Origin of the sequence: Allorhizobium pseudoryzae (assembly GCF_011046245.1) — a bacterium.
Classification (GTDB): Bacteria; Pseudomonadota; Alphaproteobacteria; order Rhizobiales; family Rhizobiaceae; genus Neorhizobium; species Neorhizobium pseudoryzae.
The window spans coordinates 1,254,373-1,267,621 of record NZ_CP049241.1 but is presented as its reverse complement, the minus strand read 5'-3'; the positions used below and the strand labels follow the sequence as shown (position 1 = coordinate 1,267,621).

The 13,249-nt window shown below is 62.2% G+C and carries 12 protein-coding genes; all 12 read left to right on the top strand.

What is annotated here, in order from left to right:
• Position 1 precedes the first annotated feature (1 nt).
• The 12 genes from G6N78_RS06225 to G6N78_RS06170 all read left to right on the top strand — a co-directional run bounded on the left by G6N78_RS06225 (position 2) and on the right by G6N78_RS06170 (position 13,241).
• A complete protein-coding gene (locus G6N78_RS06225; RefSeq protein WP_165216622.1) occupies positions 2 to 919 on the top strand; it encodes a glycosyltransferase family 25 protein in 918 nt (305 codons plus the stop codon).
• Positions 912 to 1,691 (top strand): succinate dehydrogenase iron-sulfur subunit, encoded by a 780-nt coding sequence (locus G6N78_RS06220; RefSeq protein ID WP_165216620.1) that lies wholly within the window; start codon positions 912 to 914, stop codon positions 1,689 to 1,691. Before G6N78_RS06225 ends, G6N78_RS06220 begins: the two co-directional genes overlap by 8 nt.
• A 171-nt stretch (positions 1,692 to 1,862) precedes the next feature.
• Positions 1,863 to 2,399 carry a protease inhibitor Inh/omp19 family protein gene (locus G6N78_RS06215; RefSeq protein ID WP_165216617.1) on the top strand — a complete coding sequence of 179 codons (537 nt, stop codon included), beginning with the start codon at positions 1,863 to 1,865 and terminating at the stop codon, positions 2,397 to 2,399.
• Positions 2,400 to 2,440: 41 nt separating this feature from the next.
• Positions 2,441 to 3,607, top strand: coding sequence for a cell division protein ZapE (zapE, locus tag G6N78_RS06210; protein ID WP_165216615.1), 1,167 nt, complete (start codon positions 2,441 to 2,443; stop codon positions 3,605 to 3,607).
• Positions 3,608 to 3,782: 175 nt separating this feature from the next.
• A complete protein-coding gene (gene mdh, locus G6N78_RS06205; protein WP_165216612.1) occupies positions 3,783 to 4,745 on the top strand; it encodes a malate dehydrogenase in 963 nt (320 codons plus the stop codon).
• Between the two features lie 34 nt (positions 4,746 to 4,779).
• Complete coding sequence (gene sucC, locus G6N78_RS06200; protein ID WP_165216610.1) at positions 4,780 to 5,973, top strand: ADP-forming succinate--CoA ligase subunit beta; 1,194 nt, start codon at positions 4,780 to 4,782, stop codon at positions 5,971 to 5,973.
• Positions 5,974 to 5,993: 20 nt separating this feature from the next.
• Entirely contained in the window at positions 5,994 to 6,896 is a 903-nt protein-coding gene (sucD, locus tag G6N78_RS06195) for a succinate--CoA ligase subunit alpha (RefSeq protein WP_165216608.1), read from the top strand.
• A gap of 203 nt (positions 6,897 to 7,099) precedes the next feature.
• Positions 7,100 to 10,096: a 2-oxoglutarate dehydrogenase E1 component gene (locus G6N78_RS06190; RefSeq protein WP_165216606.1), complete on the top strand. Its 2,997-nt coding sequence runs from the start codon at positions 7,100 to 7,102 to the stop codon at positions 10,094 to 10,096.
• A gap of 61 nt (positions 10,097 to 10,157) precedes the next feature.
• Positions 10,158 to 11,396 (top strand): 2-oxoglutarate dehydrogenase complex dihydrolipoyllysine-residue succinyltransferase, encoded by a 1,239-nt coding sequence (gene odhB / locus G6N78_RS06185; RefSeq protein ID WP_165216604.1) that lies wholly within the window; start codon positions 10,158 to 10,160, stop codon positions 11,394 to 11,396.
• 21 nt (positions 11,397 to 11,417) lie between these two features.
• Complete coding sequence (locus G6N78_RS06180) at positions 11,418 to 11,831, top strand: MAPEG family protein (protein WP_165216602.1); 414 nt, start codon at positions 11,418 to 11,420, stop codon at positions 11,829 to 11,831.
• A complete protein-coding gene (locus tag G6N78_RS06175) occupies positions 11,831 to 12,472 on the top strand; it encodes a LysE family translocator (protein WP_165221352.1) in 642 nt (213 codons plus the stop codon). The genes G6N78_RS06180 and G6N78_RS06175 overlap by 1 nt, the downstream gene beginning before the upstream one ends.
• A 10-nt stretch (positions 12,473 to 12,482) precedes the next feature.
• Positions 12,483 to 13,241: an SDR family oxidoreductase gene (locus tag G6N78_RS06170; RefSeq protein WP_206531613.1), complete on the top strand. Its 759-nt coding sequence runs from the start codon at positions 12,483 to 12,485 to the stop codon at positions 13,239 to 13,241.
• Positions 13,242 to 13,249 lie beyond the last annotated feature (8 nt).

The following is a 13,249-nucleotide window of genomic DNA, read 5'->3' as shown; positions in this document are numbered from 1 at the left end:
CATGGTGGCCTCCCATATCGATGCGAAGACGATCGCTCCCGGGGGGAGGCCGCTTGGCCTGTTTGCTATCAATCTTGACCGTTCGCCGGACCGGTGGGCCGAGATCGAGCGTGGTTTCGGTGGCCTGCCCTGGCCGGTCAGCCGTGTGAAGGCGGTGGATGCCCGCAAGGGTGTGGAGGAAGTGCTGGCCGTTCGCGGCACGGCGCTTCAAAAGCCGCCGCAGGCCCTCGGCTGGAACGCACACCGCAACCGGCTGTTCATGCTGACGGAGGAGGCCTGCCTTGCCGGTCACGTGATGGCCTGGCGGCAGTTCCTGGCATCGGATTTCGAGCATGCGATCATTCTCGAAGATGACGCCGTGCCGCTGGCTGGTTTCGAGACGGTGATTGCCGGGCTTCTGGCCTCGGGCTTCGATGCGGATGTCGTCAAGCTGGAAGGCATCTACCGGCCGGGCGGCCGCAAAAGCATTCCGCTCGGGGCTGTTGGCGACCGGAAGTTGGTTCGGTCTCTGCGTCCGGTCTCGGGCGCCGCGGCCTATCTGATCACGCGGCCTGCGGCGACACGTCTGCTGGAGCGGATCGGAACTGTGCTCATCCCGGCGGATGATTTCCTCTGGGCACCGTCCTGGCACGGCCTGAAGGTTGCGGATGTCGCGCCCTTCGTGGTGATGCAGTCGGGTGCGGTCAGCGTGATCGCGACCAACCGTTCGGCCAAACAGGCGGCCCGCAAGCCGCTGCTTCGAGGGCTTTCGACGGCCATTCGTCGCGGTGTCGAGCGCCTGGCGCTTCTCTGGTCTGCCTGTGACGGCCGACCTCACAGACTGTTGAACACAACCATGGCGCCGTGGGTGCCGGATGATTATAACCTAGGAAACAGAACGGCGGTGACCGCCGAGGATCAAAGGTCCAGCAATGGTTGAACTTGCTCTCCCGAAAAATTCCCAGATGACCGAAGGCAAGACCTGGCCGAAGCCGGCCGGGGCGAAGAACCTTCGTGAATTCCGCATCTATCGCTGGAATCCGGATGACGGCCAGAACCCGCGCATCGATACCTATTACATCGATATCGACGATTGCGGGCCGATGGTGCTGGACGGTCTGCTCTACATCAAGAACAACATCGATCCGACGCTGACGCTGCGCCGCTCGTGCCGCGAGGGCATCTGCGGCTCCTGCGCGATGAACATCGACGGCGCCAACACGCTCGCCTGCACCAAGGGCATGGACGACGTGAAGGGCACGGTGAAGATCTACCCGCTGCCGCATATGCCGGTCGTCAAGGATCTCGTGCCGGATCTGACCAACTTCTACGCCCAGCACCGCTCCATCGAGCCCTGGCTGAAGACGGTGTCGCCGACGCCGGCCAAGGAATGGAAGCAGAGCCATGACGACCGCCAGAAGCTCGACGGTCTCTACGAGTGCATCCTGTGCGCCTGCTGCTCGACCTCCTGTCCGAGCTACTGGTGGAACGGCGACCGTTATCTCGGCCCAGCCGTTCTGCTGCAGGCCTATCGCTGGCTGATCGACAGCCGTGACGAGGCCAAGGGCGAGCGTCTGGACAATCTGGAAGATCCCTTCCGTCTCTATCGCTGCCACACGATCATGAACTGCGCCCAGACCTGTCCGAAGGGCCTCAATCCGGCCAAGGCGATCGCCGAAATCAAGAAGATGATGGTCGAGCGTCGCGTATGACGCATGTCCCGAAACGGCCTTGACCTCGCGCAGATGTGTTCCATCTGCGTGGGTGAGGCCTTGATTTGGAACAGGTTCCGTTTCAGTGGCTTGATTTGACACGTCCTTTGACGGTAATCCTCTAACACACGTCAGCGTCGTGCGGGCAGAGCGGATAGTGGGAGCTTGGTGATGCAGTTCAGATATGTGGTGACCGGCGTATTGGTCGCGATTTCCTTGGCCGGTTGCCAGCGTACCTCATACAATCCCTATTCCGATCTGCCGTCGCCTGCGCCGCTGCAGGCCCAGCCGGTGCCAAGCGTCCAGTCCGGCCAGCTTCCGCCTCCGGGGGCCGCCGATCCGTCGCAGTTCCCTGCCGCGCCGACGACCGGTAACACCGCCGTCGCCTCGCTGCCGCCAGGCTCGACCGATGCTCCGCCGACCGCGCTCGATGTGACCAAGGAATCCATGGTCGGCAACTGGCGCGTCTCGAATGGTGGCGCCACCTGCGATATGTTCCTGACGCTGACCAATCTCGGCAGCGGCTCGCGCGGCGGAACGCGTGGCTGCGCCGGCGACCTGACGGCCATGGGCTCCTGGGAAGTCAACGGCAAGACCGTTCTCTTCAAGAACCGCAATGGCGACATAATCGGCCGCGTCTACAAGAGCGCCGATACCCGCTTCGACGGCACCACCAATTCCGGCCAGCCGATCAGCCTGTCACGCTAAGGGCGCCTCTTTCCGCGTCCAGCGCATAGGACTTCCGCCCCATGGCGAAACTTCCCGACTACAACAACAGTGTCAGCGACGAGTTGACGTCGCTGACGGCTGCCGGCACGCTGCAGCTCGATCAGGCGCAGATGGCGGTGGCCGCCAAGCTCGATCACATTCTGGCGCAGTTGCGCAGCCGCGGTCCGGCGAAGAAGACCAGTGCGCTCGGCTGGTTGTTTGCGAAGAACAGCAAACGTTCGTCTGAAACCATCCGCGGGCTCTATGTCTACGGCTCGGTCGGACGCGGCAAGACCATGCTGATGGACATGTTCTTCGCCAAGGCGAGTGTCGCGAAAAAGCGCCGCTGCCATTTTCACGAGTTTATGGCGGATGTGCACGCCCGCATCCACGCACATCGCCAGAAGCTGAAGGCCGGCGAAACCAAGCAGGCGGACCCGGTTCCGCCTGTGGCGGCCGATCTCTTTGCCGAGGCGGAGCTGCTCTGCTTCGATGAGTTCTCCGTCACCGATATCGCCGATGCGATGATCCTTGGACGGTTATTCACCGAACTGTTCTCCCTCGGCTGCGTGCTCGTCACCACCTCCAATGTCGCGCCGAACGATCTTTACCGCGACGGGCTGAACCGCGGGCTCTTCCTGCCGTTCATCGAGCTTCTCAAGCAGTATGTCGATGTTACCTCGCTCGATTCACCCACCGACTACCGGATGGAGAAAACCGCGAGCCTGCCGGTTTACGTCACGCCGCTCGGCGGTCAGACCGAGATTGCCATGGAAAATGCCTGGCATCAGGTAACCGGGGGCGCAAAAGCGGCTCCGACCGAAATTCCGCGCAAGGGCAGGGTGATCAAGGTGCCCTGTGCGGCAGGGCGCGCGGCCCGTTTCAGTTTTGCCGATCTCTGCGAAAATCCGCTTGGCGCCTCCGATTATCTGGAAATCGCCGCTCGCTTCGATGTGATCTTCATCGAAGGCGTGCCGCAGCTGGGGCCAGATAAGAGAAACCAGACGAAACGCTTCATCAACCTTGTCGATGCACTGTACGACAAGACGGTCCGGCTTTTTGTCTCCGCGGTCACGACGCCTGACGCACTGCTGACAGAAAGACGTGGTACCGAGGGTTTCGAATTTGACCGGACCGTGTCCCGCCTCTTTGAGATGCGCAGCCCGGATTATCTGGCACTGCACCATGAAAAACGCAGCGGAAATTAACATTTTTCCGACACAAAGTCTTACGTTTACGTAAGAATTTTATGATCTAACCGTTTGAAATTACTGCCTCCGAAATAATCGATTGCCTTTTTCGGGCAATAAAGCTAAGCGAAGTGCCACATCGGTCGACAGGTCCCGTGCCGGCCGTGCATTCCAATGGAGAGGAAGCATTTCGATGGCTCGCAAGAAGATTGCACTTATTGGTTCCGGCATGATCGGCGGCACGCTGGCTCACCTGGCCAGCCTCAAGGAACTGGGCGATATCGTTCTGTTCGACATCGCCGACGGCATCCCGCAGGGCAAGGCTCTCGACATCGCCCAGTCCGGCCCGGTTGAAGGCTTCAACGCCAAACTGTCCGGCGCCAGCGACTATGCTGCCATCGAAGGCGCGGACGTCTGCATCGTCACCGCCGGCGTGCCGCGCAAGCCGGGCATGAGCCGCGATGATCTCCTCGGCATCAACCTGAAGGTCATGGAACAGGTCGGCGCCGGCATCAAGAAGTATGCCCCGAACGCCTTCGTGATCTGCATCACCAACCCGCTCGATGCCATGGTCTGGGCGCTGCAGAAGTTCTCCGGCCTGCCGAAGAACATGGTCGTCGGCATGGCCGGCGTTCTCGACTCCAGCCGTTTCCGCCTCTTCCTTGCCGAAGAATTCAACGTCTCCGTTGAAGACGTCACCGCCTTCGTTCTCGGCGGCCACGGCGATACCATGGTGCCGCTCGCCCGTTACTCCACGGTTGCCGGGATTCCGCTGACGGATCTCGTCAAGATGGGCTGGTGCACGCAGGAGCGTCTCGAGCAGATCATCCAGCGCACCCGTGACGGTGGCGCGGAAATCGTTGGTCTGCTGAAGACCGGTTCGGCCTATTACGCACCGGCCGCGTCCGCCATCGAGATGGCTGAATCCTTCCTGAAGGACAAGAAGCGCGTTCTGCCTTGCGCCGCCCACCTCTCCGGCCAGTACGGCGTCAAGGACATGTATGTCGGCGTTCCGACGGTCATCGGCGCCGGCGGTGTCGAGCGCATCATCGAAATCGACCTCAACAAGGACGAGAAGGAAGGCTTCGAGAAGTCGGTCGCCTCCGTTGCCGGCCTGTGCGACGCCTGCGCCACCATCGCACCGTCCCTGAAGTAATCGCCTCCAAGGCCAACGATCCAAGGATCAGACGATGAACATTCACGAATACCAGGCCAAGGCTCTCCTGAAGGGCTATGGCGCACCGGTCGCCGCAGGTGTGGCGATCCATTCCGCCGACGAGGCCGCCGCTGCCGCAAAGCAGCTGCCGGGCCCGCTCTACGTGGTCAAAAGCCAGATCCATGCCGGCGGTCGCGGCAAGGGCAAGTTCAAGGAACTCGGCCCCGATGCTAAGGGCGGCGTTCGTCTGGCGAAGTCGATCGACGAAGTCGTCGCGCACGCCAAGGACATGCTGGGCAACACGCTGGTGACGGCGCAGACCGGCGAAGCCGGCAAGCAGGTCAACCGCCTCTACATCGAAGACGGCGCCGACATTGCCCGCGAACTCTACTGCTCGCTGCTGGTCGATCGTTCGGTCGGTCAGGTTGCCTTCGTCGTCTCGACGGAAGGCGGCATGGACATCGAAGCCGTTGCCCACGACACGCCGGAAAAGATCCACACCATCGCGATCGACCCGGAAGTCGGCGTCACGGCGGATGATGTGGCGAAGATTTCGGCCGCACTTGCTCTCGACGGCGCTGCCGCCGAAGACGCCAAGGCGCTGTTCCCGGCGCTCTACAAGGCCTTCAACGAGAAGGATATGGCGCTTCTGGAAGTCAATCCGCTGATCGTCATGACCAACGGCCACCTGCGCGTTCTCGACGCCAAGATGTCCTTCGACGGCAACGCCCTGTTCCGTCACGACGACGTCAAGGCGCTGCGCGACGAGACCGAAGAAGACGCCAAGGAAATCGAAGCCTCCAAGTGGGACCTCGCTTACGTGGCGCTCGACGGCAATATCGGCTGCATGGTCAACGGCGCCGGCCTTGCCATGGCAACCATGGACATCATCAAGCTGTACGGCAAGGAGCCGGCAAACTTCTGCGACGTCGGCGGTGGCGCCGGCAAGGAGAAGGTCGCGGCTGCCTTCAAGATCATCACGGCTGACCCGAAGGTCGAGGGCATCCTCGTCAACATCTTCGGCGGCATCATGAAGTGCGACGTCATCGCGGAAGGCGTGATCGCCGCCGTGAAGGAAGTCGGCCTCAAGGTTCCGCTCGTCGTGCGCCTCGAAGGCACGAATGTGGAACTCGGCAAGAAGATCCTGAACGAATCGGGCCTCGCTATCACGGCAGCTGACGACTTGGACGATGCGGCCAAGAAGATCGTCGCGGCGATCAACGGCTAATCGGAAGGACCGGAACGACAATGTCCATTCTCGTAAACAAGAATACCAAGGTCCTCGTGCAGGGCCTGACCGGCAAGACCGGCACCTTCCACACCGAACAGGCGCTGGCCTATTACGGCACTCAGATGGTCGGCGGTATCCACCCGAAGAAGGGCGGCGAAAGCTGGACCGGCTCGAAGGGTGAAACCCTGCCGATCTTCGCAACCGTTGCCGAAGCCAAGGAAAAGACCGGTGCGGATGCATCCGTGATCTACGTTCCGCCGGCGGGTGCTGCGGATGCGATCATCGAGGCGATCGACGCCGAGATCCCGTTTATCACCTGCATCACCGAGGGCATCCCGGTCATGGACATGGTGCGCGTGAAGGCAAAGCTCGACAAGTCGAAGTCGCGCCTGCTCGGCCCCAACTGCCCGGGCATTCTCACGCCGGAAGAGTGCAAGATCGGCATCATGCCTGGTTCGATCTTCCGCAAGGGTTCGGTCGGTATCGTGTCCCGCTCGGGAACCCTGACCTATGAAGCCGTGTTCCAGACCTCGAACGAAGGTCTTGGCCAGACGACGGCTGTCGGTATCGGCGGCGATCCGGTGAAGGGCACCGAGTTCATCGACGTTTTGGAAATGTTCCTGGCCGACGAAGCCACGACCTCGATCATCATGATCGGCGAAATCGGCGGTTCGGCGGAAGAAGATGCGGCGCAGTTCCTCATCGACGAAGCCAAAAAGGGCCGCAAGAAGCCGATGGCCGGCTTCATCGCGGGCCGTACCGCACCGAAGGGCCGCACCATGGGTCACGCCGGCGCTGTCGTCTCGGGCGGCAAGGGTGACGCGGAGTCGAAGATCGCGGCCATGGAAGCGGCCGGCATCAAGGTTTCGCCGTCTCCGGCCCGTCTCGGCAAGACGCTGGTTGAAGTCCTGAAGGGCTGACGCCACATAAGAGGCGCACATTGCGAAGCGCTAATTAAACTTTTGGCAGGCGAATCAGCTGATGGTTCGCCTGCCTTGACCGCAACCAGACACGCACATCCTTCTGGCCGTGGTTGAAGCATGACAAGCGATGGTCGGCGCTTTCCAAGATCCGGCCCTAAAAAATTACGTCAGGAGGCGGGCGCCACGTCCGCGTAAGCACCATGGCACGGCAAGAAGCCAACGAGCAGTTCCTCATCACCTCCTTCCTCGACGGCGCGAATGCCGCCTATATCGAGCAGCTTTATGCGCGCTACGAGGAAGATCCGACGTCCGTCGGTCCCGAATGGCAGTCCTTCTTCAAGGCGCTGGGCGACAATCCGGACGATGTGAAGAAGGCCGCAAGCGGTGCCTCCTGGCAGCGCAAGAACTGGCCGATCCCGGCCAATGGCGAGCTGGTCTCGGCGCTCGACGGCAACTGGCCGGTCGTTGAAAAGGCGATCGAAAAGAAGGTTCAGGCCAAGGCAGAGGCGACCGCCTCCGCATCGGGCAAGGCCGTCGATCCGGCCGCTGTCCTGCAGGCCACCCGCGACAGCGTGCGCGCCATCATGATGATCCGCGCCTACCGCATGCGCGGCCACCTGCATGCCAAGCTCGATCCGCTCGGTCTTGCCGCACCGGTGGACGACTACAACGAACTGTCGCCGACGGCCTACGGCTTCACCGAAGCCGACTACGACCGCAAGATCTTCATCGACAACGTGCTGGGTCTCGAATACGCGACGATCCGCGAGATGCTCGACATCCTGCAGCGCACCTACTGCTCGACGCTCGGCGTCGAGTTCATGCACATCTCCAATCCGGAAGAAAAGGCCTGGATCCAGGAGCGCATCGAAGGCCCCGGCAAGGGCGTCGAATTCACGCCGAACGGCAAGAAGGCGATCCTGCAGAAGCTGGTCGAGGCCGAAGGCTTCGAGCAGTTCATCGACGTCAAGTACAAGGGCACCAAGCGTTTTGGCCTTGATGGCGGCGAATCGCTGATCCCGGCGCTCGAGCAGATCATCAAGCGCGGCGGACAGGAAGGCATGGAAGAGATCGTTCTCGGCATGGCCCATCGCGGCCGCCTGAACGTTCTGTCCCAGGTGATGGGCAAGCCGCACCGCGCCATCTTCCACGAGTTCAAGGGCGGTTCCTTCAAGCCCGACGAAGTCGAAGGGTCCGGTGACGTGAAGTACCACCTCGGTGCTTCGTCCGACCGCGAGTTCGACGGCAACAAGGTCCACCTGTCGCTGACGGCGAACCCGTCGCACCTCGAAATCGTCAACCCCGTCGTCATGGGCAAGGCCCGCGCCAAGCAGGACATGCTGACGAAGAGCTGGGAAGGCGACATCGTTCCCTTGAAGGAACGCGCCAAGGTTCTGCCGCTGCTGCTGCACGGCGATGCGGCCTTTGCCGGCCAGGGCGTGGTTGCCGAAATCCTCGGCCTGTCGGGTCTGCGCGGCCACCGCGTCGCCGGCACCATGCACTTCATCATCAACAACCAGATCGGTTTCACCACGAACCCGGCCTTCTCGCGCTCGTCGCCCTATCCGTCCGACGTTGCAAAGATGATCGAGGCGCCGATCTTCCACGTGAACGGCGACGATCCGGAAGCGGTCACCTATGCCGCGAAGATCGCCACCGAATACCGCATGAAGTTCCACAAGCCGGTGGTCGTGGATATGTTCTGCTACCGCCGCTTCGGCCATAACGAAGGCGATGAGCCCGCGTTCACGCAGCCGAAGATGTATAAGGTCATCCGTGCCCACCAGACGGTCACCGAGATCTATGCCGCGCGCCTGATCGCCGAAGGCCTGATCTCCGACGGCGAGTTCCAGAAGATGAAGGCCGATTGGCGCGCCCATCTGGAGCAGGAATTCGAAGCCGGCCAGAGCTACAAGCCGAACAAGGCCGACTGGCTGGACGGCCAGTGGTCGGGCCTGCGCTCCGCCGACAATGCGGATGAGCAGCGCCGCGGCAAGACCGCCGTGCCGATGAAGTCGCTGAAGGACATCGGTCGCAAGCTCGCGACGGTTCCGGAGGGCTTCAACGCGCACCGCACGATCAAGCGCTTCATGGAAAACCGGGCGCAGATGGTCGAAACCGGCGAGGGCATCGACTGGGCCATGGCCGAGGCGCTTGCCTTTGGTTCGCTGGTGACGGAAGGCCACAAGGTCCGTCTCTCCGGTCAGGATTGCGAACGCGGCACCTTCAGCCAGCGTCATACGGTTCTGTACGATCAGGACAGCGAAGATCGCTATATTCCGCTGGCCAACCTGGCGCCGAACCAGGCCCGCTACGAAGTCATCAACTCGATGCTCTCGGAAGAAGCGGTTCTCGGTTTCGAATACGGCTACTCGCTCGCCCGCCCGAACGCGCTGACCTTGTGGGAAGCCCAGTTCGGTGACTTCGCCAACGGTGCACAGGTCGTCTTCGACCAGTTCATCTCGTCTGGCGAACGCAAGTGGCTGCGCATGTCCGGTCTCGTCTGCCTTCTGCCGCATGGCTATGAAGGCCAGGGTCCGGAACACTCCTCGGCTCGTCTGGAGCGCTGGCTGCAGATGTGCGCCGAAGACAATATGCAGGTCGCCAACTGCACGACGCCGGCCAACTACTTCCACATCCTGCGTCGCCAGATGAAGCGCGATTTCCGCAAGCCGCTGATCCTGATGACGCCGAAGTCGCTGCTGCGTCACAAGCGCGCCACCTCGACGCTGGCGGAAATGGCGGGCGAGAGCTCGTTCCACCGCCTGCTGTGGGATGATGCGGAAGTCATCAAGGACGGCCCGATCAAGCTGCAGAAGGACGCCAAGATCCGTCGCGTCGTCATGTGCACCGGCAAGGTCTATTACGACCTGCTGGAAGAGCGCGAAAAGCGCGGCATCGACGACATCTACCTGCTGCGCATCGAACAGCTCTACCCGTTCCCGGCCAAGGCACTCATCAACGAGCTGTCCCGCTTCCGCCATGCGGAAATGGTCTGGTGCCAGGAAGAGCCGAAGAACATGGGCGCCTGGGCCTTCATCGACCCGTACCTGGAATGGGTGCTGGCTCATATCGATGCGAAGTATCAGCGCGTCCGTTACACGGGCCGCCCGGCTGCCGCTTCGCCTGCAACCGGCCTGATGTCGAAGCATCTGGCACAGCTCGAAGCCTTCCTCGAAGACGCGCTCGGCGGCTGATTTCAGCCGCTAGCGTTTTCACTTGCGAAACACGACATCGGATCAAACACGGAAGAACAACATGGCAACCGAAATTCGCGTCCCTACTCTCGGCGAATCCGTCAGCGAGGCAACTGTCGGCACCTGGTTCAAGAAGGTCGGCGACACGGTGAATGCCGACGAGCCGATCGTTGAGCTGGAAACCGACAAGGTGACGGTCGAAGTGCCGGCACCGGCGTCCGGCGTCCTGACGGAAATCGTTGCCCAGGCCGGCGAAACCGTTGGTCTCGGCGCACTGCTCGGCCAGATCGCCGAAGGCGCTGCAGGCTCCGCCGGCGCATCCGCTCCGGCTGCAGCGCCGGCCCCCGCTGCCGCTCCTGCCGCACCGGCACCCACCGCCGCGCCGGCTCCGGCCGCAGGCTCGGCCATGCCGGCCGCTCCCGCCGCCGCCAAGCTCGCTGCCGACAACAACATCTCGACCTCGGACGTCGATGGCTCCGGCAAGCGTGGCCAGGTTCTGAAGGGTGACGTTCTCGCCGCCATCGCCAAGGGTCCGGCTGCTCCTGCTGCAGCCCCTGCCGCTCCGGCAGCCCCGCGTGCACCGTCCACGACCGAAGATGCCGCCCGCGAAGAGCGCGTGAAGATGACGCGCCTGCGCCAGACGATCGCCAAGCGCCTCAAGGACGCCCAGAACACGGCTGCCATGTTGACCACCTACAACGAGGTGGACATGAAGGCGGTCATGGACCTGCGCAACCGTTACAAGGACGTGTTCGAGAAGAAGCACGGCGTGAAGCTGGGCTTCATGGGCTTCTTCACCAAGGCCGTCACGCATGCGCTGAGGGAACTGCCGGCGGTCAACGCCGAAATCGACGGCACCGACATCATCTACAAGAACTACTGCCACGTCGGTATGGCCGTCGGCACCGACAAGGGGCTCGTCGTTCCGGTCATCCGCGATGCCGACCAGCTGTCGATTGCCGGCGTCGAGAAGGAACTCGGCCGTCTTGCCAAGGCAGCCCGTGACGGCTCGCTCGGCATGGCCGACATGCAGGGCGGCACCTTCACCATCACCAATGGCGGTGTCTACGGTTCGCTGATGTCCTCGCCGATCCTGAATGCGCCGCAGTCGGGCATCCTCGGCATGCACAAGATCCAGGAGCGCCCGGTCGTCGTCGGCGGCCAGATCGTCATCCGCCCGATGATGTATCTCGCGCTCTCCTACGATCACCGCATCGTCGATGGCAAGGAAGCCGTCACCTTCCTGGTGCGCGTCAAGGAAAGCCTGGAAGATCCGGAACGTCTGGTTCTCGATCTCTAATCACCAACAAAGGAGGACGAGATGGACCAGGTAGCAGCACTTGCCACGCCCTATATCGCGTTGCTGGTTCTCTCGGTGGTGCTTCTCGTCCTCCATGTCATGCTGCAGGGGTTCCTCGCCACACGTGAACTCGGCTCCCAATGGAATGCCGGTCCGCGCGATGAGGGGCTGAAGCCTAAATCCGCGCTTGCGGGTCGCGCCGAGCGCGCCTCTTCGAATTTCCGCGAAACCTATCCCGCCTTCGTCGGTCTGATCCTTGCGCTCGCCTTCTACGGCGATGCGGGCGGCTGGGGTCTGGTCGGCGGCTGGATCTGGTTCCTCTGCCGGATCGCCTATATTCCCCTTTACCTCGCCGGTATCCCCTATATCCGCTCGCTGGTCTGGCTCGGGTCCCTCGGCGGCATCGGTCTCATGATCATCGGATTGTTCGTATGATGCATCAGTACGTGGTTGAGCTTGCATCTCTGATGGCGATCTTTGCATTCGCGATTGTCTCGCCGGGTGCGGATCTGGCCATGGTCATGCGCCAGTCGATCGTGCACGGACGCAAACCGGCCATCATCACCAGCTTCGGCATCGGCACGGCGCTGATGTTTCATGTCACCTACACCATTCTCGGCCTCGGACTGATCATTTCCCAGTCGATCACCCTCTTCAATATCCTCAAATGGTGCGGTGTTGCCTATCTCCTTTATATCGGGGTCAAGGCGCTTCGGGCTGGCAAGGCCGATCTCTCGGTGAATGTCGCCGACACCGCCTCGAACGAGCCCCGCCAGTCCGGCCTGCGGGCCTTCGGTCTCGGTTTTGCCGCCAATGCGCTGAATCCGAAGCCGGTATTCTTTTTCCTGTCGATCTTCTCCACCGCCGTCAGCGCCCACACGCCAATGCTGGTGAAATTCGGCTACGGTCTGGTCATGGCGAGCTGCCTGATTGCCTGGTTCGTCGCCGTCAGCATCTTCATGACGACGCCGCGCATGCGCGCTGCCTTTTCGCGTGCCAGCCAGTGGATCGATCGGGCGAGCGGCCTGGTGTTCATCGCGCTCGGCCTGAAACTTGCCGTCCAGAAGGCCTCGTGAGGGAACAGCCATGCCGTTGGATCAACAGCCCGTTCTTCTCGTCACCGGCGCAAGCCGCGGCATTGGTGCAGCCGTTGCCTTGAAGGCGGCCGACCAAGGCTGGTCCGTGATTATCAACTACGCGCAGAACGAAGCGGCTGCCCGTTCGGTCGCTGATGCCATCGCGGCCAAAGGCGGCACGGCGTGTATCGTCCAAGGCGACACCGGCACGGAGGAGGGCATTGCCGCCATCTTCGCAGCCGTCGATCGTGAGTTCGGCCGTCTCGATGGTCTCGTCAACAATGCCGGCGTGGTCGATCAGACGGCGCGGGTCGATGAGATGTCGCGCGAGCGGCTGGAGCGGATGTTTGCGATCAACGTGATCGGCAAGATCCGCGCCGCCTCCGAGGCGGTCAAGCGCATGTCCACCCGCCATGGCGGAAAGGGCGGCGTGATCGTCAACATCTCGTCCATGGCCGCCGTTCTCGGCAGCGGTGGGCAGTATGTGGATTACGCGGCTGCCAAGGGCGCGGTCGATACGTTTACCATCGGGCTCGCGCGCGAAGTGGCGGCGGAAGGCATTCGCGTCAATGCGATCCGGCCCGGCATCATCGCGACGGATATCCATGCCTCCGGCGGTCTGCCGGATCGCGCAAAGGATCTGGCACCCTCGGTGCCCATGCAACGCGCCGGCTCGGCGGATGAAGTGGCGGAGGCGGTGCTTTACCTCCTGTCGCCGCAGGCGTCCTACGTGACCGGTGCCATCTTGAATGTGAGCGGCGGCAGATAACGCCGACA

Coding starts and splice junctions, on each gene's coding strand:
- G6N78_RS06225 (WP_165216622.1), top strand. CDS start 2: ATGGTGGCCTCCCATATCGATGCGAAGACGATCGCTCCCGGGGGGAGG.
- G6N78_RS06220 (WP_165216620.1), top strand. CDS start 912: ATGGTTGAACTTGCTCTCCCGAAAAATTCCCAGATGACCGAAGGCAAG.
- G6N78_RS06215 (WP_165216617.1), top strand. CDS start 1,863: ATGCAGTTCAGATATGTGGTGACCGGCGTATTGGTCGCGATTTCCTTG.
- zapE (WP_165216615.1), top strand. CDS start 2,441: ATGGCGAAACTTCCCGACTACAACAACAGTGTCAGCGACGAGTTGACG.
- mdh (WP_165216612.1), top strand. CDS start 3,783: ATGGCTCGCAAGAAGATTGCACTTATTGGTTCCGGCATGATCGGCGGC.
- sucC (WP_165216610.1), top strand. CDS start 4,780: ATGAACATTCACGAATACCAGGCCAAGGCTCTCCTGAAGGGCTATGGC.
- sucD (WP_165216608.1), top strand. CDS start 5,994: ATGTCCATTCTCGTAAACAAGAATACCAAGGTCCTCGTGCAGGGCCTG.
- G6N78_RS06190 (WP_165216606.1), top strand. CDS start 7,100: ATGGCACGGCAAGAAGCCAACGAGCAGTTCCTCATCACCTCCTTCCTC.
- odhB (WP_165216604.1), top strand. CDS start 10,158: ATGGCAACCGAAATTCGCGTCCCTACTCTCGGCGAATCCGTCAGCGAG.
- G6N78_RS06180 (WP_165216602.1), top strand. CDS start 11,418: ATGGACCAGGTAGCAGCACTTGCCACGCCCTATATCGCGTTGCTGGTT.
- G6N78_RS06175 (WP_165221352.1), top strand. CDS start 11,831: ATGCATCAGTACGTGGTTGAGCTTGCATCTCTGATGGCGATCTTTGCA.
- G6N78_RS06170 (WP_206531613.1), top strand. CDS start 12,483: ATGCCGTTGGATCAACAGCCCGTTCTTCTCGTCACCGGCGCAAGCCGC.